Origin of the sequence: Pseudomonas sp. AN-1 (assembly GCF_034057115.1) — a bacterium.
In the GTDB taxonomy this organism is placed as follows: domain Bacteria; phylum Pseudomonadota; class Gammaproteobacteria; order Pseudomonadales; family Pseudomonadaceae; genus Geopseudomonas.
This window is the reverse complement of the sequence record NZ_CP139195.1, coordinates 236,965-256,444: the sequence shown is the minus strand read 5'-3', so window position 1 is coordinate 256,444 and position 19,480 is coordinate 236,965. Positions and strand designations below refer to the sequence as shown.

Annotated in this window: 23 protein-coding genes; 7 read left to right on the top strand and 16 right to left on the bottom strand. The window is 69.8% G+C overall.

What is annotated here, in order from left to right:
- Positions 1-2 precede the first annotated feature (2 nt).
- Genes SK095_RS01170 through aroC form a run of 4 tightly spaced genes read right to left on the bottom strand, consistent with a single transcriptional unit; the run spans position 3 to position 3,525 of the window.
- Positions 3-548 carry a 1,2-dihydroxy-3-keto-5-methylthiopentene dioxygenase gene (locus SK095_RS01170; protein ID WP_201487086.1) on the bottom strand — a complete coding sequence of 182 codons (546 nt, stop codon included), beginning with the start codon at positions 546-548 and terminating at the stop codon, positions 3-5.
- 27 nt (positions 549-575) lie between these two features.
- Positions 576-1,196 carry a methylthioribulose 1-phosphate dehydratase gene (locus tag SK095_RS01165; protein ID WP_201487088.1) on the bottom strand — a complete coding sequence of 207 codons (621 nt, stop codon included), beginning with the start codon at positions 1,194-1,196 and terminating at the stop codon, positions 576-578.
- Between the two features lie 24 nt (positions 1,197-1,220).
- Positions 1,221-2,378, bottom strand: a complete 1,158-nt coding sequence (locus SK095_RS01160) for an MFS transporter (protein ID WP_320547607.1) — start codon at positions 2,376-2,378, stop codon at positions 1,221-1,223.
- A gap of 55 nt (positions 2,379-2,433) precedes the next feature.
- Positions 2,434-3,525 (bottom strand): chorismate synthase, encoded by a 1,092-nt coding sequence (aroC, locus tag SK095_RS01155; RefSeq protein WP_320547606.1) that lies wholly within the window; start codon positions 3,523-3,525, stop codon positions 2,434-2,436.
- Between the two features lie 104 nt (positions 3,526-3,629).
- On the opposite strand from aroC, the gene SK095_RS01150 reads away from it, so the two are divergent.
- Positions 3,630-4,577, top strand: coding sequence for an alpha/beta hydrolase (locus SK095_RS01150; protein WP_320547605.1), 948 nt, complete (start codon positions 3,630-3,632; stop codon positions 4,575-4,577).
- 8 nt (positions 4,578-4,585) lie between these two features.
- Here the strand turns inward: SK095_RS01150 and prmB are convergent, their stop codons facing one another.
- The gene (gene prmB, locus SK095_RS01145; RefSeq protein WP_320547604.1) at positions 4,586-5,506 is read right to left on the bottom strand and encodes a 50S ribosomal protein L3 N(5)-glutamine methyltransferase; all 921 of its coding nucleotides are present in this window, start codon (positions 5,504-5,506) and stop codon (positions 4,586-4,588) included.
- A gap of 55 nt (positions 5,507-5,561) precedes the next feature.
- Complete coding sequence (locus tag SK095_RS01140) at positions 5,562-6,464, bottom strand: LysR family transcriptional regulator (protein ID WP_320547603.1); 903 nt, start codon at positions 6,462-6,464, stop codon at positions 5,562-5,564.
- Positions 6,465-6,568: 104 nt separating this feature from the next.
- Here SK095_RS01140 and SK095_RS01135 point away from each other — a divergent pair, with 104 nt between their 5' ends.
- The 3 genes from SK095_RS01135 (at position 6,569) to folE (ending at position 8,465) form a co-directional block, all read left to right on the top strand.
- Entirely contained in the window at positions 6,569-7,168 is a 600-nt protein-coding gene (locus tag SK095_RS01135) for a cysteine hydrolase family protein (RefSeq protein ID WP_320547602.1), read from the top strand.
- Between the two features lie 67 nt (positions 7,169-7,235).
- Positions 7,236-7,796 (top strand): Smr/MutS family protein, encoded by a 561-nt coding sequence (locus SK095_RS01130; RefSeq protein ID WP_136490350.1) that lies wholly within the window; start codon positions 7,236-7,238, stop codon positions 7,794-7,796.
- 123 nt (positions 7,797-7,919) lie between these two features.
- Entirely contained in the window at positions 7,920-8,465 is a 546-nt protein-coding gene (gene folE, locus SK095_RS01125) for a GTP cyclohydrolase I FolE (RefSeq protein ID WP_320547601.1), read from the top strand.
- Positions 8,466-8,480: 15 nt separating this feature from the next.
- Here folE and SK095_RS01120 read toward each other — a convergent pair whose 3' ends face one another.
- Both SK095_RS01120 and pyrF read right to left on the bottom strand, forming a co-directional pair.
- Positions 8,481-9,137 (bottom strand): hypothetical protein, encoded by a 657-nt coding sequence (locus SK095_RS01120; RefSeq protein ID WP_320547600.1) that lies wholly within the window; start codon positions 9,135-9,137, stop codon positions 8,481-8,483.
- 37 nt (positions 9,138-9,174) lie between these two features.
- Complete coding sequence (gene pyrF / locus SK095_RS01115; protein ID WP_136490347.1) at positions 9,175-9,873, bottom strand: orotidine-5'-phosphate decarboxylase; 699 nt, start codon at positions 9,871-9,873, stop codon at positions 9,175-9,177.
- A 137-nt stretch (positions 9,874-10,010) separates the two neighbouring features.
- On the opposite strand from pyrF, the gene SK095_RS01110 reads away from it, so the two are divergent.
- Positions 10,011-10,190, top strand: a complete 180-nt coding sequence (locus SK095_RS01110; protein WP_136490346.1) for a DUF2897 family protein — start codon at positions 10,011-10,013, stop codon at positions 10,188-10,190.
- Between the two features lie 17 nt (positions 10,191-10,207).
- On the opposite strand, the gene SK095_RS01105 is transcribed toward SK095_RS01110, so the two are convergent.
- From SK095_RS01105 to SK095_RS01080, 6 genes are all read right to left on the bottom strand, one after another.
- Positions 10,208-10,723, bottom strand: coding sequence for a hypothetical protein (locus SK095_RS01105; RefSeq protein ID WP_320547599.1), 516 nt, complete (start codon positions 10,721-10,723; stop codon positions 10,208-10,210).
- An 83-nt stretch (positions 10,724-10,806) separates the two neighbouring features.
- Positions 10,807-11,619, bottom strand: coding sequence for an OmpA family protein (locus SK095_RS01100; protein ID WP_136491767.1), 813 nt, complete (start codon positions 11,617-11,619; stop codon positions 10,807-10,809).
- Entirely contained in the window at positions 11,616-11,966 is a 351-nt protein-coding gene (locus SK095_RS01095; protein ID WP_136491768.1) for a DUF4398 domain-containing protein, read from the bottom strand. The genes SK095_RS01100 and SK095_RS01095 overlap by 4 nt, the downstream gene beginning before the upstream one ends.
- A 17-nt stretch (positions 11,967-11,983) precedes the next feature.
- Positions 11,984-12,802, bottom strand: a complete 819-nt coding sequence (locus tag SK095_RS01090) for a substrate-binding periplasmic protein (RefSeq protein ID WP_320547598.1) — start codon at positions 12,800-12,802, stop codon at positions 11,984-11,986.
- Between the two features lie 125 nt (positions 12,803-12,927).
- On the bottom strand, positions 12,928-13,857 hold the full coding sequence (locus SK095_RS01085; protein ID WP_136491770.1) for an electron transfer flavoprotein subunit alpha/FixB family protein: 930 nt from the start codon (positions 13,855-13,857) through the stop codon (positions 12,928-12,930).
- The gene (locus tag SK095_RS01080) at positions 13,857-14,606 is read right to left on the bottom strand and encodes an electron transfer flavoprotein subunit beta/FixA family protein (RefSeq protein WP_136491771.1); all 750 of its coding nucleotides are present in this window, start codon (positions 14,604-14,606) and stop codon (positions 13,857-13,859) included. The genes SK095_RS01085 and SK095_RS01080 overlap by 1 nt, the downstream gene beginning before the upstream one ends.
- Positions 14,607-14,925: 319 nt before the next feature.
- Here SK095_RS01080 and SK095_RS01075 point away from each other — a divergent pair, with 319 nt between their 5' ends.
- The gene (locus SK095_RS01075) at positions 14,926-16,581 is read left to right on the top strand and encodes an electron transfer flavoprotein-ubiquinone oxidoreductase (RefSeq protein WP_320547597.1); all 1,656 of its coding nucleotides are present in this window, start codon (positions 14,926-14,928) and stop codon (positions 16,579-16,581) included.
- 41 nt (positions 16,582-16,622) lie between these two features.
- On the opposite strand, the gene SK095_RS01070 is transcribed toward SK095_RS01075, so the two are convergent.
- Positions 16,623-17,189 carry a DUF1285 domain-containing protein gene (locus tag SK095_RS01070; protein WP_136488837.1) on the bottom strand — a complete coding sequence of 189 codons (567 nt, stop codon included), beginning with the start codon at positions 17,187-17,189 and terminating at the stop codon, positions 16,623-16,625.
- A gap of 99 nt (positions 17,190-17,288) precedes the next feature.
- Here SK095_RS01070 and SK095_RS01065 point away from each other — a divergent pair, with 99 nt between their 5' ends.
- Complete coding sequence (locus SK095_RS01065; protein ID WP_320547596.1) at positions 17,289-18,416, top strand: aminotransferase class V-fold PLP-dependent enzyme; 1,128 nt, start codon at positions 17,289-17,291, stop codon at positions 18,414-18,416.
- A gap of 280 nt (positions 18,417-18,696) precedes the next feature.
- Here SK095_RS01065 and SK095_RS01060 read toward each other — a convergent pair whose 3' ends face one another.
- Positions 18,697-19,479, bottom strand: coding sequence for a TatD family hydrolase (locus SK095_RS01060; protein ID WP_320547595.1), 783 nt, complete (start codon positions 19,477-19,479; stop codon positions 18,697-18,699).
- Position 19,480: the final 1 nt, after the last annotated feature.

The following is a 19,480-nucleotide window of genomic DNA, read 5'->3' as shown; positions in this document are numbered from 1 at the left end:
CGTCAGTCCTCCAGCCCCGGGAAGGATTTGGCGATGGCATCGCCGGTGAACTTCGCCACCCAGCCCTCGGGATTGTTGAACAGGCGGATGGCCACGAAGTGCGGCTCCTCGCCCATGTCGAACCAGTGCCTGGTGCCGGCCGGCACCGCGATCAGGTCGTTCTTCTCGCACAGCACCGCGTAGACGTACTCGCCGATGTGCAGGGTGAACAGGCCGCGGCCGGCGACGAAGAAGCGCACCTCGTCCTCGCCGTGGGTGTGTTCGTCGAGGAACTTGGCGCGCAGCTCGGCCTTCTGCGGATGGCTGCGGTCCAGGCTGATCACGTCGACGGTGACGTAGCCCTGTTCGCTCATCAGCTTCTCGATCTCGTGGTGGTAGGCGGCGATCACCTCGACCTGGCTGGCGCCGGGAGCGATGGGCGCACTGGCCTGCCAGCGCTCGAAGCGCACGCCGACCTCGGCCAGGGTGGCGGCGATGTCCTCGGCGTGGGTCAGCACCTTGTCCGGGTGGTTGGGGGTGGACTCGTGGTAGACGCTCAGGCGGCTCATGGGCGGTTCCTTGTTGAATCGGCTCGTTCAGCGACCCAGCACCTGGCGGGTCTTCAGTTCGCATTCGAAGAGGAATTCGAAGGCCTCGATCTGGCGCAGCGCATCGCTCATCTGCGGGCCCCAAGTGTAAAGGCCGTGGCCGCGGATCAGGTAGCCCACGCAGTCCGGATGCGTATCCAGCCATTGCTGGACCTTGCCGGCCAGACGGGCTATGTCCTGGTCGTTGTCGAAGATCGGCACCAGCACCTGGCCCTCGTGGGTGGTCACCCCGGCGAAGGCCTTCTGCAGCTCGTAGTCTTCCAGCAGCAGCTGGTCGCCCGCGGTCAGGCGCGACAGCACGGTGGCGTTGACCGAATGGGTGTGCAGCACCGCGCCGATGTCGGCGCGCCAGGCGTACAGCTGGGTGTGCAGCAGGGTCTCGGCCGAGGGCTTCTTGCCCGGCTCCAGGCTGTTGCCGGCCAGGTCGGTGGCCAGCACGTCGTTCTCGGTCAGCTGGCCCTTGTGCTTGCCGGACACGGTGAGCAGCGCCCGGTCGGCCGACAGGCGCGCCGAGTAGTTGCTGCTGGTGGCCGGCGACCAGCCGCGGCCGTAGAGGAAGCGGCCGGCCTCGATGATCTGCCGGGTGAGGATTTCGCGCTTGTCGGTCATCGGGGAGTCTCGAGGATCGGTGATTCAGGAAGCCTGCGCCGGCTCGCGCAGGCGCAGGGCGATGATAGCGGCAGCCGCCAGGGCCGCCAGACTGGCCAGGGCGAAGGTCCAGGCCGGGCCCAGGCTGTTCCAGCTGTAGCCGGCGTACAGCGCGCCGAGCGCGCCGCCGACGCCGGACAGCGCGGCGTACAGCGCCTGGCCCTGGCCCTGCTGGCGGGCGGCGAAGCTGTGGCGGACGAAATGGATGGCGGCGGCATGGAAGCTGCCGAAGGTGGCCGCGTGCATCACCTGCGCCAGCAGCAGCACCGGCCAGTGCTCGGCCAGGTTGCCCAGCAGCAGCCAGCGCAGCACCGCCAGCAGCAGGCTGGCGAGCAGCACCTGGCGCACCGAGAAGCGCACCAGCAGGCGCGCCATCACCAAGAACACGAGGATCTCGGCGACCACCCCGAGCGCCCACAGCCAGCCGATCTGGGTGCGGCTGTAGCCGAGGCTTTCCAGGTGCAGGGTGATGAAGGTGTAGTACGGCCCGTGGCTGAGCAGCATCAGCGCCACCGCGCCGTAGAACGCCGGCACGCCGGGGCGACGCAGCTGCTGCAGGAAGCCGCCGCGCTGCGCCTCGCTGGCGTGGCCCTGTGGCTGGGCGTTGGGGATCCACAGACTGCTGGCGGCGATGGCCAGCATGATGGCGGTCACCGCCCAGGGATAGGCATCCAGGCTGACCCGCTCGAACAGCGCGCCGAGGCCGACCACGGTGCAGATGAAGCCGATCGAGCCCCACAGGCGCACCTGACTGTAGCGCGCCGCCTGCTCGCGCAGGTGCGCCAGGGTGATGACCTCGAACTGCGGCAGCACGGCGTGCCAGAAGAAGGCGTGCATGGCCATCACCAGCGCCAGCCAGGCGTAGTCCTGGCGGTAGAAGATGCTGGCGAAGCTGAGCAGGGTCAGCAGCGCGCCGAGGCGCACGATCAAGAGACGCTGGCCGGTGACGTCGCCCAGCCAGCCCCACAGGTTGGGCGCCACGCAGCGCATCAGCATGGGGATGGCCACCAGCTCGCCGATGCGCGCGGCGGAGAAGCCGAGGTGGTGGAAATACAGGGCGAGGAACGGCGCCGTCGCCCCGAGCAGGGCGAAGTAACTGAAGTAGAAGCCGGACAGGCGCCAGTAGGGCAAGGCGGACGACATGTTCAGAGCGACACCGGCCGGATGAAGCGGGGCGTCATCCGGCCGGCGCCAGGACTCACAGCTGCGGCAGTACCGGAGTGCCGACCCGCACCTCGGCGTTCTGCGCGCGGTGGCGCAGCAGGTGGTCCATCAGCACGATGGCCATCATCGCCTCGGCGATCGGCGTGGCGCGGATGCCGACGCACGGATCGTGGCGGCCCTTGGTGATCACCTCCACCGGGTTGCCGTCGACGTCGATGGAACGGCCGGGGGTGGTGATGCTGGAGGTGGGCTTGAGCGCCAGGTGCGCGACTATCGGCTGGCCCGAGGAGATGCCGCCGAGGATGCCGCCGGCATGGTTGGACAGGAAGCCCTCCGGGGTCAGCTCGTCGCGGTGCTCGGTGCCGCGCTGGGCGACGCTGGCGAAGCCGGCGCCGATCTCCACGCCCTTGACCGCGTTGATGCTCATCAGCGCGTGGGCCAGCTCGGCATCCAGGCGGTCGAAGATCGGCTCGCCGAGACCCGGCGGCACGCCTTCGGCGACCACGGTGATCTTGGCGCCGACCGAATCCTGGTCGCGGCGCAGCTGGTCCATGTAGGCCTCGAGTTCCGGCACCTTGTCCGGGTCGGGGCTGAAGAAGGCGTTCTGCTCGACGCTGTCCCAGGTCTTGAACGGGATCTCGATCGGGCCGAGCTGACTCATGTAGCCGCGTACCTGGATGCCGAGGCCGGCCAGGTACTTCTTGGCGATGGCGCCGGCGGCGACGCGCATGGCGGTCTCGCGCGCCGAGCTGCGGCCGCCGCCACGGTAGTCGCGCAGGCCGTACTTGTGGTGGTAGGTGTAGTCGGCGTGGGCCGGGCGGAACAGGTCCTTGATCGCCGAGTAGTCCTTGGACTTCTGGTCCGTGTTGCGGATCAGCAGGCCGATCGGGCAGCCGGTGGTCTTGCCTTCGAACACGCCGGAGAGGATCTCCACCTCGTCGGCTTCCTGGCGCTGGGTGGTGTGGCGGCTGGTGCCGGGCTTGCGGCGGTCGAGGTCGCGCTGCAGGTCGTCCAGCGACAGCTCCAGCCCGGGCGGGCAGCCGTCGACGATGGCGACCAGCGCCGGACCATGGCTTTCACCGGCGGTGGTGACGGTGAACAGCTTGCCGTAAGTATTGCCAGACATGCAGGATGCTCCGCGGCGGGAAATTCGGGGGCGCAAAGTATACCCAAGCGCCCGCCCGCTGGGGAAACGCCGGCGCCCCGCCCTGCCCCTCGTCTGGAGTTCGCATGCCCCGCCTGTTCCTGCTGCTGACGCTGCTGCTCGCCACCGCCCTCGCCCAGGCGGCGCCGACGCGCATCCTGCAATGGCCGATGGCGCTACGGGTGCCCGGCGGCAGCCTGCACGGCACCCTGACCCTGCCCGAGCGCGACGGCGCGCTGCCGGTGGTGCTGATGATCGCCGGCTCGGGGCCGACCGACCGCGACGGCAACAATCCCGAGGGCGGCCACAACGACAGCCTGCGCCTGCTGGCCCGCGAGCTGGCCGGGCGCGGCATCGCCAGCCTGCGCTATGACAAGCGCGGCGTGGCCGCCAGCCGGGCGGCGGCGCCGCGCGAGGAGGAACTGAGCGTGGCGGCCTACGTCGCCGACGCAGTGGCCTGGGGCCAGTTGCTGAAGAGCGACCCGCGCTTCTCCCGGCTGATCCTGCTCGGCCACAGCGAGGGCGCGCTGATCGCCAGCCTGGCCGCGGCGGAGGCCGGCGCCGATGCGCTGGTCAGCCTGGCCGGCGTCGCCCGGCCGGTGGGCACGGTGCTGCGCGAACAGCTGGAGGGACGTCTGCCGCCGGCGCTGGCGGCGGAGACCGAGAGCGTCCTCGCCGCCCTGGAGCAGGGCCGGCAGACCGCCGAGGTCACCCCGGCGCTGCACGTGCTGCTGCGCCCGAGCGTGCAGCCCTACCTGATCTCGCTGCTGCGCCAGCGCCCGGCCGAGGCCTTCGCCCGGGTGACGGTGCCGGCGCTGATCGTGCAGGGCACCCGCGACTTCCAGGTCGGCGTCGAGGAAGCCCTGCTGCTCCAGCAGGCCAGGCCGGAGGCGCAGCTGCTGCTGGTCGAGGGCATGGACCATGTGCTGCGTATCGTGCCGAGCGGTGCCCGCCCGCTGGCCAGCTACGACGATCCGCGCCTGCCACTGGCGGCCGAGCTGGTGGAGGGGTTGGCGCGCTTCATCCTGCCCTGAGCCGGGCCTCAGCCCTGCAGGCGGGCCCGGAACAGCGCCTGATGCTGGCGGCACTGCTCGGCGCTGAGCACGAAGACGCCGTGGCCGCCGCGGGCGAACTCCACCCAGGTGAATGCCACCTCCGGGTAGGCCGCCTCGACGTGCACCTGGCTGTTGCCCACCTCGATCACCAGCAGGCCGTCGTCGGTGAGGTGGTCGGCGGCCTCGGCGAGCATGCGGCGCACCAGGTCGAGACCGTCCTCGCCACAGGCCAGGCCCATGGCCGGCTCGTGGTGGAACTCGGCCGGCATGTCGGCGAAGTCCTCGGCGTCGACGTAGGGCGGGTTGGAGACGATCAGGTCGAAGCGCTGGCCCGGCAGGCCGTCGAAGCCGTCGCCCTGCACGGTGTAGACGCGCTCCTCCACCTCGTGGCGTTCGATGTTGAGGTTGGCCACTTCCAGCGCGTCGAACGACAGGTCGGCGAGCACCACCTCGGCCTCGGGGAAGGCATGGGCGCAGGCGATGCCGATGCAGCCGGAGCCGGTGCACAGGTCGAGGATGCGCGCCGGGGCGCCCGCGAGCCAGGGGGCGAAGCGGCGCTCGATCAGCTCGGCGATCGGCGAGCGCGGCACCAGCACGCGCTCGTCGACGCAGTACGGCAGGCCGCAGAACCAGGCCTCGCCGAGCAGGTAGGCGGCCGGGATGCGCTCGTCGATGCGTCGCTGCAGCAGGGCGCGCACGGCGTCCAGCTCGTCGTCCTCCAGACGGCAATCGAGGTAGTCGGCCGGCATGTCCCACGGCAGGTGCAGGCCACCGAGCACCAGCTGGCGCGCCTCGTCCCAGGCGTTGTCGGTGCCGTGGCCGAAGAACAGCTCGGCCTCGTGGAAACGGCTGACGCCCCAGCGGATCAGGTCGCGGATGCTGTGCAGGCGGCTCGGGGTGGCGCTCATGGCGGGGGAATCCTCGGTGATGGGACGGGCATTCTAGCCGAAAGATCGCCGCCGCTCAGTCGCAGCGCTCGCCCGCCAGCGGCGCCAGGCCAGCCAGCCGAGGCGCATCGGCGGCGGCGCGCTCGGCCAGCCAGTCGGCCACCGCGCGAAAGCGCAGGGTCTGGCGCAGGTCGCGATGGCACAGCAGCCACAGCTCGCGGCTGAGTTCGACGCCGGACAGCCGGAACAATCCGGGCACCTCGCCGACCAGGCAGGGCAGCAGCGCCAGCCCGAGCCCGGCCTGGCAGGCGCGCTGCAGCGAGGTCACCGCGGTGACGCGCAGGCACAGGCCGCCCTGCGGGTCGAGCCGCTGCAGCCAGCGCGCCTCGGGCAGCTGGGCGAGGCCGTCGGCGTAGCCCAGCCAGGGCAGGCCGCGCCAGTCCTCCGCCCGCACGGCAGCGAAGCGCTCGGCGCCGTACACCGCGTAGCCGAGTTCGCCGACCTTGCGCATCACCAGCGCGGCATCCTGCTGCGGCCGCGCCAGGCGCAGGGCGAGGTCGGCCTCGTGGCGGGTGAAGGACAGGTCGCGGTTGTCGCCCAGCAGCTGCAGGTCGAGCTGCGGGTGGCGCGCGGCCAGCTCGGGCAGCTGCGGAATCAGCCAGTGGGCGAGGAGGAACTCCACCGAGGTCAGGCGCACGCTGCCGGCCACGCTCTGCGCCTCCTCGCGGGCGGCCAGCAGCATGCCCTGCACGTCGCCCTGCAGGGCGGCGGCGCGCTGCAGCAGCACCTCGCCGGCCGGGGTCGGCCGGTAGCGGCCGCTGTCGCGCAGGAACAGGCGCGCCTGCAGCGCCCGCTCGGCCGCCTGCAGGCGCCGGCTGACGGTGGTCGGGTTGACCGCCAGCGCCCGCGCCGCCGCGGCCAGGGTGCCGTGGCGCTCCAGCGCCAGCAGCACGGGAATGTCGTTCCAGTCGAAGGCCATCGCGGCTCCCTGCAAAAATGCATTTCCGGGCGGCAAGCCTGTGTCTTCAGCGCCGCCGCCGTCATGCCCACAATGGTCGCGTCCATCCCCTACCGGAGTACAGCATGAGCGACGCCAAGACCCTGTTCGAACTGACCGGCAGCAGCCACCCGGCCGCCAACCTCAGGCAGGCCACCCTGCTGATCATCGACGCGCAGAACGAGTACCGCAGCGGCGACCTGCGCCTGCCCGGCGTCGACGCCGCGGCCGCGCAGATCCACCGCCTGCTGGCAGCGGCGCGCGCCGCCGGCGCACCCGTGGTGCACGTGCAGCACATCGGCGTGCCCGGCTACCTGTTCGACCCCGAAGGCCCGCGCGGCGAGATCTTCGAGGAGCTGACCCCGCTGCCGGGCGAGGCGGTGGTGCGCAAGCCGCTGCCCAACTCCTTCGCCCGCAGCGAGCTGGATCGCGTGCTGCGCGAGCTGGGCCGCGAGGAGCTGGTGGTGGTCGGCTTCATGACCCACATGTGCGTCAGCGCCACGGTACGCGCCGCCAAGGACCTCGGCTATCGCAGCACGGTGGTCGCCGCCGCCTGCGCCACCCGCGACCTGCCGGGCATCGACGGCAGCCTGGTGGATGCCGCCACCCTGCACCGCGTCGAACTGGCCGCGCTGGCCGACCTGTTCGCCACCGTGGTGACCGACGCCGCGGCGCTCGGCGCCTGAGGCGCGGCAGGCTCTCCGCGCCGGCGCCGGTTCCGTTAGAATCGTGCGTCTGTCGCGGAGAACCAGCATGCAAGACGACGATTTTTCCCTGTTCCACAGCGAGATGCGCGGGGTCAAGCGCATCAGGGTCGAGGAACGCGCCGACACCGGCAAGCCGAAGGCCGACCGCCAGCAGGTCGCCCAGCGCCAGCAGAGCGCCATCCTCACCCAGCAGACCACCACGGTCGACGGTCTTTCCGACCTGTTCGTCATCGACGTCGGCGCCGAGGACGAGCTGTACTGGGCGCGCGACGGCGTGCAGGAAGGCCAGATGCGCAAGCTCAAGGCCGGGCAGATCGCCTTCGAGGGCAGCCTCGACCTGCACGGCATGAGTGTGGAGACGGCGCGCGCCACCCTGTGGGACTTCCTCGCCGAGGCGGCGCGCTTCGAGGTGCGCTGCGTGCGCATCACCCACGGCAAGGCGGCGCGCACCGACGGCCGCCGGCCGATGGTCAAGAGCCACGTCAACACCTGGCTGCGCCAGCACCCGCAGGTGCTCGGCTTCACCTCCTGCCTGGCCAAGCATGGCGGCACCGGCGCGGTCTACGTGCTGCTCAAGCGCACCATGCTGGAAGGCCGCGACGAATAGCGCCCGATGATGAGCCGCCTGCATCTGCGGCCTGCAGACGGCTCATCCGCCGGCCGCCGCACACTTGCCAGCAGCCGGGCAGCCCCCTACCCTGCGCGCCTTTGCCCAACCACAGGAAATTCCATGTCCCTGGAACAGCACTACACCGCGATCCTCGGCCTGCTCGGCGAGGACGTCGAGCGCGAAGGCCTGCAAGACACTCCCAAGCGCGCCGCCAAGGCCATGCAGTACCTCTGCCGCGGCTATGCGCAGAGTCTCGAGGAAGTCACCAACGGCGCGCTGTTCAGCTCCGACAACAGCGAGATGGTGCTGGTCAGGGACATCGAGCTGTATTCGCTGTGCGAGCACCATCTGCTGCCGTTCATCGGCAAGGCACACGTGGCCTACATCCCCAACGGCAAGGTACTCGGCCTGTCCAAGGTGGCACGCATCGTCGACATGTTCGCCCGCCGCCTGCAGATCCAGGAGAACCTCACCCGACAGATCGCCGAAGCGGTGCAGGAAGTCACCGGCGCCCTGGGCGTGGCGGTGGTGATCGAGGCCCGGCACATGTGCATGATGATGCGCGGGGTGGAGAAGCAGAATTCGGCGATGGTCAGCTCGGTGATGCTCGGCGAGTTCCGCGACAACCCGGCGACCCGCAGCGAATTCCTCAGCCTGATCCGCTGAACCGGAACCGGCCGCTCAGGCCGGTTTTTCGTCGGCCTCGGCCAGCTCGCCGGCGGCGGCGAAGAACACCCAGGCCAGCGCCGCCCCGGCGCCCAGGCCGAGCAGCAGCGCCGGCACCAGCAGCACCACGCTGGCCGCCGTGCAACCGGCGAGCAGCAGCAGCCAGGCGAACAGGCGCAGCGCCGGCCAGGGCTGGCGGATGCGCCGCAGGCGCAGGGCGAACCACACCAGGCTGAGCCCCAGGGCGACGGACAGGGCGAAATAGCCCAGCTGCAGGGCGCTTTCCGTGGTCCCCGCCGCGTGCTCGTCGAGCAGCGCGCCAAGACCGCTGGCCAGCAGGCCGAGCAGCATCTGCAGCGCCAGGGGCTGGCCCAGCCCGTGCAGGCCGTAGCGCGCCGCCAGCAGATCCCTGAGGCGCAGCAGCAGGTAGCCCCACAGCAGCACCAGCAGCAGGCTGAGCAGGTGAACGAAGGGCAGCGGCGGCAGCTGCGGATTGAACAGCCGCCACAACGCTACCAGCAGCAGCACCAGCAGGCCGGACAGGCAGCCCAGGCTCAGGGCGCCGAGCACGCGCAACTGGCCGCGGCTCCAGTCGCCGCCGGCGAAGGCCGGCGGCAGGTGCGGATCGAGCAGCGGCGCCCGGGGCGGACGGTAGGGGTCGTAGTCGCTCATCGCCGCGCGCCCTGCCTGCCTCTGCGAGCGCTGCCGGTCAGCCGCGCAGCTCGGCCACCACCGCGGCGAGGGCGGCAGCCGGGTCAGCGGCCTGGCTGATCGGCCGGCCGATCACCAGGTAGTCGGAGCCCGCATCCAGCGCCTGGCGCGGGGTGAGGATGCGGCGCTGGTCGTCCTGAGCGCTGCCGGCCGGGCGGATGCCCGGAGTGACCAGCTGCAGCTGCGGCTGGGCGGCCTTGAGCGCCGGCGCTTCCTGGGCGGAACAGACCAGGCCGTCGAGACCGGCCTGGGCGGCCAGGGCGGCCAGGCGCAGCACCTGCTCCTGCGGCTCGATGTCGAGGCCGATGCCGGCCAGGTCGCCGCGCTCCATGCTGGTCAGCACGGTCACGCCGATCAGCAGCGGCTTGGCGCCGCTGAGCGCATCCAGGGTCTCGCGGCAGGCGGCCATCATGCGCAGGCCGCCGGAGCAGTGCACGTTGACCATCCACACGCCCAGCTCGGCGGCGGCCTTGACCGCCATCGCCGTGGTGTTGGGGATATCGTGGAATTTCAGGTCGAGGAACACCTCGAAGCCCTTGCCGGCCAGCGTCTCGACGATCTGCGGGCCGCAGCGGGTGAACAGCTCCTTGCCGACCTTGACCCGGCACAGCTGCGGATCGAGCTGGTCGGCCAGGGCCAGCGCGGCTTCACGGTTAGGGAAATCCAGGGCGACGATGATCGGGGTCTGGCAGGACATGGGGCTCTCTCGGCAAGTCGGAACGCCGCGCATTGTAGCGCAAGCCCGCACCGGCGGGCGCCCGCGCACAGGGGGCGAGACAGCCGCGCGGGGCGGCGCTATGGTGGAGGCATCCCCATTCCCCAGCGGAGAACATCATGCCCTGGTATGCCTGGTTGTTTCTGGCCCTGGCCTTCGGCGCCGTGATCGGCAGCCTGCTGATGCTGCGCGACAGCGCCGACAAGATGCCCCTCAGCGAGGAGGAGCTGCAACGCATGCGCGAGCGCAACGCCGAACTGGAGGCCAAGGCGCGCCGCGAGGACGGCGAGGACGAATAGCCCCGCCACGGCCTGGCTCAGCGGCGGAAACGCAACTCCAGCTCGGCGCCTTCCACCGCATGCCAGCTGTCCTCGTCGGCCTCGCGCTCGTTGGTGATCAGCCTCCCCCCCAGCTCGAAGGACTGCGGCTGCTCGACCTTGTCGCCGAACAGCGGCGGCAGCAGGGGCTGCGGCTCGGTCAGCGGCAGCCCATCCTCGCCCGGCAGGCGCTCCAGCAGCTCGCCGGGCACGCTGAGATCCAGCGGCGCCAGGGGCAACGGCTTCTCGACCCTGGCAGCTGCCGCCGGGCGCGGCGGGCGCACGGCGGCAACGGCGGGCCGCGCCGGCTCGGCGGGCGCTGCCGGGGACTTCTCCGGCGCTTCGGCAGGCGCAGGCTCGACGGGTGGCGAGGCAGTCACGGGCGGCGCCGGCAGCGGCACCGCGCTTTCCTCCCGCACCGCCTCGCGAGGCGCCTCCGGTGCTGCCGGCTTGTCGCCATCGCAGGCCGCCAGCCCCGCCAGCAGCACACAGAAGAACACGCGCACGACGCTCATCGCAGGCCTCATGGGAAGATATGCCGGCACCGCGAACGCCGGCTCGGGCTGAACGCCATTCTCGCCAGTTCCGACCACGCGCACTACTCGCGCGGCGGAGCCAGGCGCCCCTGCTCGTCGGAAAACACGATCTCCACCCGACGGTTCTGCGCCCGACCGCGGGACGAGGCATTGGCCGCCACCGGGAAGGCGCCGCCATAGCCCTGCACCTGGATGCGTTCGGCAGCGATGCCGAGGTCGACCAGCACGTCCGCCACCGCCTGCGCGCGCGCGCGGGACAGGGCCAGATTCTCGGCGGGCTGGCCGCGGCTGTCGGTATAGCCCTCGATGCGCACCGTGCGCTGCGGGTTGAGCTGGAGGAACTGGAACAGCTTGAGCACCGTACGGTTGGCCGACGCCTTCAGCTCGGCGCGACCGGCATCGAACAGCACGTCGCCGAGCGACATCACCAGACCGCGCTCGGTCTCGGTGGTCGCCAGGCTGAGCATCTGCTCCTCCAGCCAGCGGCTCTGCTGCTGCACGCCGAGCAGGCGCGCCTCGCGCAGGGCCAGCTGCAGGCGCTCGCGCTCCAGCTGCAGGCGGGCCAGCTGCTCCTGCTCGGCGGCGAGGGCGCCGTGCTCGCGAGCGATGGCGCTGTAGCGCTCGCTCAGGTAAGCGTAGTGGGCGACGTCCTCCGTACTGCCCCAGTAGTCGGCCAGGCGCGTGGCGCGCTCCAGCGAGTCGCCGGCGCGCATCACGTCCTTGGGTGCGCTGGCCACCACGACCGAGTCCGTGGCCACCTGCCGGTAGCTGCTGCGCGCCTGCTCAAGCGCCTGCGGCGGGAGCTGGGCGGTGCCGCAGCCAGCCAGCAGGGCCAGCGCTGCGCAGCCCAGCGAGATCCGGAAGCCGCGCATCATGGCTGCTCCCCCAGCTGGGTACGCAGGCGGCGCAGCTCGTTGCGCAGCTCGGCGACCTGGGCGCGACTCTTGGCCGTCAGGGTCTGCGCCTCGGCGAGGCGGGCATCCAGCTCGGCGCGCTCGGCGAGCATGCGCGCCTGCCGGAACTCCTGTCGTTCGACCGCCTGGCGCGCAGCTGCCAGGCCCTCCTCGGCCTGGCGCAATTCCGCCTGCTCGGCGCCGGTACCGACCGCGCGGGCCTGCGCCAGCGCCTGCTCGGTAACCTGCAGCTGCGCCTCGGGCACCGGATCGCTGGCGCAGCCGGCCAGCAGCGAGAGTGCCAGCGCGGCACACATGCGTGAAATCATCGATAGAACGTCCTGCATCAGGGGGTAGCCGGCCGGCGCGCCTGGTTCTTCCAGCGCTCCATATTGCGATGCAACAGGGCCTGCGGCAGGCCGGCACTGCGAAATTCGGTCATTTTCCTGGCCAGCTGCCCACGCAGCCAGGGATCGTTGCACGCCGAGTTGTGCGATATCGCCAGGTACAGCGGCTCGCTGGCCAGCACCGGCTCCAGAGGCAGCAGCTCGCCGCCCAGCCCCTCGCGCTCGACCAGCGCACGCCCGGCCTGCCCTTCGAGCAGCAGGTAGTCGACCCGGCCCTGCTGCAGCTGCTGCAGGGCTTCGACCGCCTTGCCGGTGCGCCGGGCCTTGAACTGTTCGTCCGCCTGGCGCGCCAGCGCGACGGGGAAGTTGCCGGCATCCACCGCCAGGCCGCGATGGCTGGCCAGATCGGCGTAGCGCGTGAACAGCGGCGCCCTGTCGCGCTGGGTCCAGACCTGCACCGGCACATCCAGATAGGCCGGGTGGACGAAGTCGAACTGCTCGAGGCGCTCCGGAGTCAGGTAGCTGCCCACCAGCAGATCGACACGCCCGTTCAGGGCATCCGCCTCGGCTGCGGCGGCCTTGCCGCCGTAGAGCAGCTCGACGGTCACACCCAGTTCGCTGCCCAGCGCCTTGAGCAGGTCGGCGCCGGCACCGATCAGTTGCTGCGGGTTCTGCGGATCGCGCCACAGGTAGGGCGCCTGGTCGGGGTTGCCGGTGGCGATCAGCCGCTCGCACTTGCCGGCGGCCTGGACCTGGCTCGAACCGGCCAGGACCAGCAGCGCCAGGGCAAGGCGCGACAGGGTGGAACGGATGGGCATGGAAAACCTCGCAAGTCTTTACCGGCGCCCAGTGTAGGGCAGAGCCGGCCGCGACCGACAGACGGAAAGTCGGGCGATACAAAAAACCCGCTCCGGGGAGCGGGTTCTTTCGGGCGGTCAGGCGCTTACAGGGCCTTTTCCAGCTCGGGGACGATCTCGAACAGGTCGCCCACCAGGCCGTAGTCGGCGACCTGGAAGATCGGCGCCTCCTCGTCCTTGTTGATCGCCACGATCACCTTGGAGTCCTTCATGCCGGCCAGGTGCTGGATGGCGCCGGAGATGCCCACGGCGATGTACAGCTGCGGCGCGACGATCTTGCCGGTCTGGCCGACCTGCAGGTCGTTGGGCACGAAGCCGGCGTCGACGGCGGCGCGCGAGGCACCGACGGCGGCGCCGAGCTTGTCGGCCAGCTTGTAGAGCAGCTGGAAGTTGTCGCCGTTCTGCATGCCGCGGCCGCCGGAGATCACCACCTTGGCGGCGGTCAGCTCGGGACGCTCGGACTTGGCCAGCTCCTCGCCGACGAAGGCGGAAATGCCGGCATCGCTGCCGCCAGCCAGCGCCTCGATGGCGGCATTGCCGCCCTCGGCCGCCACGGCGTCGAAGCCGGTGCCGCGCACGGTGATGACCTTGACCGGCGCGCTCGACTGCACGGTGGCGATGGCGTTGCCGGCGTAGATCGGGCGCTTGAAGGTGTCGGCGCTCTCGACCTTGATGATCTCGGATATCTGATCGACGTCCAGCAGCGCGGCGACGCGCGGCAGCACGTTCTTGCCGGTGGTGGTAGCGGCGGCCAGCACGTGGCTGTAACCCTTGCCCAGCTCGGCGATCAGCGGCGCGACGTTCTCCGGCAGCTGGTGGGCGAAGGCGGCGCTGTCGGCGACCAGCACCTTGGCGACGCCGGCGACCTTGGCGGCAGCCTCGGCGACCGCGGCGCAACCCTGGCCGGCGACCAGCACGTGGACGTCGCCACCGATCTGGGCGGCGGCGGCCACGGTATTCAGGGTGGCCGGGGCCAGGGCGGCGTTGTTGTGTTCGGCAATGACGAGAATGGCCATCAGATCACCTTCGCTTCGTTCTTCAGTTTCTCGACCAGTTCGGCCACCGACTTGACCTTGATGCCGGCGCTGCGCGCGGCCGGCGCCTCGACCTTGAGGATCTTCACGGTCGAGGCGGTGGACACGCCGAGGGCGTCCGGAGTGACGGTCTCCAGCGGCTTCTTCTTGGCCTTCATGATGTTCGGCAGGGAAGCGTAGCGCGGCTCGTTGAGACGCAGGTCGGTGGTGACGATGGCCGGCAGCTTGAGCGCGACGGTCTGCAGGCCGCCGTCGATCTCGCGGGTGACGTTGACTTGGTCGCCATTCACTTCCACCTTGGAGGCGAAGGTGCCCTGGGCGAAGCCGGTCAGCGCGGCGAGCATCTGGCCGGTCTGGTTGTTGTCGCTGTCGATGGCCTGCTTGCCGAGGATGACCAGTTGCGGCTGCTCCTTGTCGACCACGGCCTTGAGCAGCTTGGCCACGGCCAGGGAGTTCAGCTCGTCGGCGGACTCGACCAGGATGGCGCGGTCCACGCCGAGGGCCAGGGCGGTACGCAGCTGTTCCTGGGCGGCGGCCGGCCCCACGGAGACGGCCACGATTTCGCTGGCGACACCCTTTTCCTTCAGGCGCACCGCCTCTTCCACGGCGATCTCGCAGAACGGGTTCATCGACATCTTGACGTTGGCGAGGTCGACGCCGGAGTTGTCCGCCTTGACGCGGACCTTGACGTTGTAATCGACCACTCGCTTGACAGCTACCAGAATCTTCATGGATTCCTCGTGTTCTCCGGTGAGTTGATATGGCGACGTCGGGGCTGCCGCCAGGCCGGGCTGCCCGCCGGATCGAACCGACTCTCAGCTGTACCGCGACCGACATAAACGCCGTATCTTGACGATATCACCCAGACCGGTCAATACGACAAAACTTCCACAGCACCGGCGCAGCCCTTTAAAATGGGCCCTTTCAGCCCACATGCAACAAAAGCTTGTACCGGCATTGCCGTCCGGCGTAAATATATTGCGCTGCACAAAAACCGCCTTGCGGATTCCAACAAGCAGATTGCCAGCCTTGAGTTAGGAGATAGAGAGAGTGGAACGCGAATACATGGAATTCGACGTTGTCATCGTCGGAGCGGGCCCTGCCGGCCTGTCCGCCGCCTGCCGCCTGAAGCAGAAGGCCGCCGAAGCCGGCCAGGAGCTCAGCGTCTGCGTGGTGGAAAAAGGCTCCGAAGTCGGCGCCCACATCCTCTCCGGCGCGGTGTTCGAACCGCGCGCGCTGGCCGAACTGTTCCCCGACTGGAAGAGCCTCGGCGCCCCGCTCAACACCCCGGTCAAGCGCGACGACATCTACCTGCTGAAGAGCAGCGAGGCCGCCACCAGGATCCCCGACTTCGCCGTGCCCAAGACCATGCACAACGAAGGCAACTACATCATCTCCCTGGGCAACCTGTGCCGCTGGCTGGCCCAGCAGGCCGAGAATCTGGGCGTGGAGATCTACCCGGGCTTCGCCGCCCAGGAAGCGCTGATCGACGAGCAGGGCGTGGTGCGCGGCATCGTCACCGGCGATCTGGGCGTCGACCACGAAGGCCAGCCGAAGGACGGCCTGTACACCCCGGGCATGGAACTGCGCGCCAAGTACACCCTGTTCGCCGAAGGCTGCCGCGGCCATATCGGCAAGCAGCTGATCCAGCGCTACAAGCTCGACGCCAGGGCCGACGCCCAGCACTACGGCATCGGCATCAAGGAGCTGTGGGAGATCGACCCGGCGAAACACGAGCAGGGCCTGGTGGTGCACACCGCCGGCTGGCCGCTCAACGACGACAACCCCGGCGGCTCCTTCCTCTATCACCTGGAGAACAACCAGGTGGTGGTCGGCCTGATCGTCGACCTGTCCTACAGCAACCCCTACCTGTCGCCGTTCGACGAGTTCCAGCGCTACAAGCACCATCCGGTGATCAGGCAGTACCTGGAGGGCGGCAAGCGCATCGCCTACGGCGCGCGCGCCATCTGCAAGGGTGGCCTCAACTCGCTGCCGAAGATGGTGTTCCCCGGTGGCGCGCTGATCGGCTGCGATCTGGGCACCCTCAACTTCGCCAAGATCAAGGGCAGCCACACCGCGATGAAGTCCGGCATGCTGGCCGCCGAGGCGATCGTCGAGGCGCTGGGCGCCGGGCGCGAGGGTGGCGACGAGCTGAACAACTACGTGAAGGCCTTCGAGGACAGCTGGCTGTACGACGAGCTGTTCCGCAGCCGCAACTTCGGCGCGGCGATCCACAAGTTCGGCGCCATCCTCGGCGGCGCGTTCAACTTCGTCGACCAGAACCTGTTTGGCGGCAAGATCCCGCTGACCCTGCACGACAACAAGCCGGACCATGCCTGCCTGAAGCCCGCCGCCCAGTCGACCAAGATCGACTACCCCAAGCCGGACGGCAAGCTGAGCTTCGACAAGCTGTCCTCGGTGTTCCTCTCCAACACCAACCACGAGGAAGACCAGCCCTGCCACCTGAAGCTGGCCGACGCCTCGATCCCGCTGGCGAAGAACCTGCCGCTCTTCGATGAGCCGGCGCAGCGCTACTGCCCGGCCGGGGTGTACGAGATCGTCACCCAGGAAAGCGGCGAGAAGAAGTTCCAGATCAACGCGCAGAACTGCGTGCACTGCAAGACCTGCGACATCAAGGACCCGGCGCAGAACATCACCTGGGTGGCCCCGGAAGGCACCGGCGGGCCGAACTACCCCAACATGTAAGCGCTCACAGAAAAGGCCCCGCGGGGCCTTTTTTGTTGTCCTTATTCGGGCTGCGGCGCGATGGGGAACAGCACGCCGTCGCTCCATACCCCCAGCCAGGCCTCGCCGTTGCGTTCGCAGGGTACCGCCAGCTCCACCAGGCGATAGAACACGTTGCGGTGGATCAGCGCCTCGAGGTTGGCGCGCACGTGCACGTAGGGCGACGGCTCGCCACTTTCCACATCGAGGACGAAGCGCAGCGGATGCTCGGCGCCGGCCGCCACCTCGTCGTCGACGTTGGTGCGAAAGCGCAGGCGCTGCGCCTCACCCTCGCCTTCCACGTCCATCGCCACCGCCACGAAAGGCGCATCGTCGACGCGGATGCCGACCTTCTCCACCGGGGTCACCAGGAAGTAGTCTTCGCCGTCGCGGCGCAGGATGGTGGAGAACAGCCGCACCATCGCCGGCCGGCCGATCGGCGTGCCCAGGTAATGCCAGCTGCCGTCGCGGGCGATGCGCATGTCGATGTCGCCGCAGAACGGCGGATTCCACAGATGCACCGGCGGCAGCCCGCCCTTGCTCGCCGGGATCTGCTGCAGCAGATCCCCCGCCTTGCTTCCCTCCGTCATCGCCATCTCCCCGTGCCTGCTGATGAACCGCCGGGACGACCTGCCGCCCGGACCGCCATGTATCATGCCGCAAACCGCCCATCAGCAGGAGCAGCGACTATGAATCCGTGGCACGACGAATTTCCCCAGGAAGCCGGCCTGCGCTACCTCAACCATGCCGCCGTGGCGCCCTGGCCGCGCCGGGCCAGCGCCGCGGTATGCGCCTTCGCCGAGCAGAACCTGCGCGTCGGCGCCCGCGACTACCCGCAGTGGCTGCAACTGGAGCAGCGCCTGCGCCAGCGCCTGGCGCGCCTGCTCAACGCGCCGTCGACAGCGGACGTGGCGCTGGTGAAGAACACCTCGGAGGCGCTGTCGTTCGTCGCCTTCGGCCTCGACTGGCGCCCCGGCGACCAGGTGGTGATCAGCGACCAGGAGTTCCCCTCCAACCGCGTGGTCTGGGAGGCGCTGCGCCCGCAGGGCGTCGAGGTGGTCGAGGTGGACATCGCCGGCAGCGACCCGGAAGCCGCCCTGATCGAAGCCTGCACCCCGCGCACCCGCCTGCTGGCGATCAGTGCGGTGCAGTACGCCAGCGGCCTGCGCCTGGACATGCCGCGACTCGGCGCCGGCTGCACCGAGCGCGGCGTACTGCTGTGCATCGATGCCATCCAGCAGCTCGGCGCCCAGCCGTTCGACGTGCAGGCCAGCGGCTGCGCCTTCGCCATGGCCGACGGCCACAAGTGGCTGCTCGGCCCGGAGGGGCTCGGGGTGTTCTACTGCCGCCGCGACCTGCGCGAGCAGCTCAGGCTGCACGAGTACGGCTGGCACATGCTCGAGGACGCCGGCAACTACGACAGGCGCGACTGGCAGCCGGCGAAGACCGCGCGGCGCTTCGAGTGCGGCAGCCCGAACATGCTCGGCGCGGTGGCGCTGGAGGCCAGCCTGGCGCTGCTCGAGGAAGTGGGAATGGCGCAGGTGGCGACGCTGATCGAGCAGCGCATCGCCCGCCTGCACGCGGGGATCGCCGCTCTGCCCGGCGCCCGCCTGCTGAGCCCGCAGGAGCCCGGGCGGCGCGCCGGCATCCTCACCTTCGCCCTGGCCGGTCGGGACAATGGCGAGCTGTTCGAGGCACTGAAGAAGGAACAGGTGGTGTGTGCCCAGCGCGGCGGCGGCATCCGTCTGTCGCCGCACTTCTACACGACGGAGACGGTGATCGAGGATACCCTGGCCCTGCTGCATCGGCTGGCCTGAACGGCGCAGCGGCTGCCGCATGGAGCCGCAGGGTCATCATCTGGCCAGCCTGATTCGGCGACGCACTCAGCAAGCGGGGAACTATTTCAAATCCGTTTTAAAACTGGGGGATTCCTGCCGGTAAAGTATCGAAGACTGGTCAATACTCACATTACTGATGTGCGGCACCTCCCCCCAAGTGCCCGTCAGGCGGAACGGCGTGGGAACGCCTGTTCCGGTTTCACTCCTAATGGTCTTGACCCGGATTCCCCCAGAACCCGGGTTTTTTTTGTCCGCCGTTTCAGCAGGACCGCGCCAGCGGGAACAGCCGCTCGAAGTTGGCGGTGGTCTGCGCGGCCAGAACCTCGCAGGAAACCCCGCGCAGGGTGGCGAGGAACTCGGCGACGTCGCGCACGTATTCCGGGAGGTTCGGCTTGCCGCGATGGGGAACCGGCGCCAGGTAGGGTGCGTCGGTTTCCACCAGCAGGCGATCGGCCGGCACCTGGCGGGCCACCTCGCGCAGCGCCTCGGCGTTGCGGAAGGTGACGATGCCGGACAGCGAGATGTAGTAGCCCATGTCCAGCGCTGCCCGGGCCATCGCCCAGTCCTCGGTGAAACAGTGCAGTACGCCGGCCTGCGCCAGGTCGGCCTCGCGCAGCATGGCCAGAGTGTCGGCGCGCGCCTCGCGGGTATGCACAATCACCGGCTTGCCGGTCTGCCGCGCCGCCTCCAGGTGCAGGGCGAAACCCTCGCGCTGCAGCGCCGCAGCCTCCGGCTGGTAGTGGTAGTCGAGGCCGGTCTCGCCGATGGCCACCACTCGCGGATGGGCCAGCTCGTGCAGCAGCCAGTCCAGCGCCGGCTGGCTGCCGGGCTCGAGATCCAGCGGATGCACGCCGATCGAGCAGTACACGTCCAGGTAGGTTTCCGCCAGCTGGCGCACGGCGCTGGCGTTGTCGGCGCTGACGCCGATGCACAGGAAGCGGCCGACGCCACGCGAACGGGCGGCCGCCAGCGCGGCGTCGAGCGAGCCGCCGTGGGCCTTGAGGTCCAGGCGGTCGAGATGACAGTGGGAGTCTACGAGCATG

Bases quoted from the DNA above. Each gene is read 5' to 3' on its own strand.
- SK095_RS01170 (WP_201487086.1), bottom strand. From the start codon at position 548: ATGAGCCGCCTGAGCGTCTACCACGAGTCCACCCCCAACCACCCGGAC.
- SK095_RS01165 (WP_201487088.1), bottom strand. From the start codon at position 1,196: ATGACCGACAAGCGCGAAATCCTCACCCGGCAGATCATCGAGGCCGGC.
- SK095_RS01160 (WP_320547607.1), bottom strand. From the start codon at position 2,378: ATGTCGTCCGCCTTGCCCTACTGGCGCCTGTCCGGCTTCTACTTCAGT.
- aroC (WP_320547606.1), bottom strand. From the start codon at position 3,525: ATGTCTGGCAATACTTACGGCAAGCTGTTCACCGTCACCACCGCCGGT.
- SK095_RS01150 (WP_320547605.1), top strand. From the start codon at position 3,630: ATGCCCCGCCTGTTCCTGCTGCTGACGCTGCTGCTCGCCACCGCCCTC.
- prmB (WP_320547604.1), bottom strand. From the start codon at position 5,506: ATGAGCGCCACCCCGAGCCGCCTGCACAGCATCCGCGACCTGATCCGC.
- SK095_RS01140 (WP_320547603.1), bottom strand. From the start codon at position 6,464: ATGGCCTTCGACTGGAACGACATTCCCGTGCTGCTGGCGCTGGAGCGC.
- SK095_RS01135 (WP_320547602.1), top strand. From the start codon at position 6,569: ATGAGCGACGCCAAGACCCTGTTCGAACTGACCGGCAGCAGCCACCCG.
- SK095_RS01130 (WP_136490350.1), top strand. From the start codon at position 7,236: ATGCAAGACGACGATTTTTCCCTGTTCCACAGCGAGATGCGCGGGGTC.
- folE (WP_320547601.1), top strand. From the start codon at position 7,920: ATGTCCCTGGAACAGCACTACACCGCGATCCTCGGCCTGCTCGGCGAG.
- SK095_RS01120 (WP_320547600.1), bottom strand. From the start codon at position 9,137: ATGAGCGACTACGACCCCTACCGTCCGCCCCGGGCGCCGCTGCTCGAT.
- pyrF (WP_136490347.1), bottom strand. From the start codon at position 9,873: ATGTCCTGCCAGACCCCGATCATCGTCGCCCTGGATTTCCCTAACCGT.
- SK095_RS01110 (WP_136490346.1), top strand. From the start codon at position 10,011: ATGCCCTGGTATGCCTGGTTGTTTCTGGCCCTGGCCTTCGGCGCCGTG.
- SK095_RS01105 (WP_320547599.1), bottom strand. From the start codon at position 10,723: ATGAGCGTCGTGCGCGTGTTCTTCTGTGTGCTGCTGGCGGGGCTGGCG.
- SK095_RS01100 (WP_136491767.1), bottom strand. From the start codon at position 11,619: ATGATGCGCGGCTTCCGGATCTCGCTGGGCTGCGCAGCGCTGGCCCTG.
- SK095_RS01095 (WP_136491768.1), bottom strand. From the start codon at position 11,966: ATGATTTCACGCATGTGTGCCGCGCTGGCACTCTCGCTGCTGGCCGGC.
- SK095_RS01090 (WP_320547598.1), bottom strand. From the start codon at position 12,802: ATGCCCATCCGTTCCACCCTGTCGCGCCTTGCCCTGGCGCTGCTGGTC.
- SK095_RS01085 (WP_136491770.1), bottom strand. From the start codon at position 13,857: ATGGCCATTCTCGTCATTGCCGAACACAACAACGCCGCCCTGGCCCCG.
- SK095_RS01080 (WP_136491771.1), bottom strand. From the start codon at position 14,606: ATGAAGATTCTGGTAGCTGTCAAGCGAGTGGTCGATTACAACGTCAAG.
- SK095_RS01070 (WP_136488837.1), bottom strand. From the start codon at position 17,189: ATGACGGAGGGAAGCAAGGCGGGGGATCTGCTGCAGCAGATCCCGGCG.
- SK095_RS01065 (WP_320547596.1), top strand. From the start codon at position 17,289: ATGAATCCGTGGCACGACGAATTTCCCCAGGAAGCCGGCCTGCGCTAC.
- SK095_RS01060 (WP_320547595.1), bottom strand. From the start codon at position 19,479: ATGCTCGTAGACTCCCACTGTCATCTCGACCGCCTGGACCTCAAGGCC.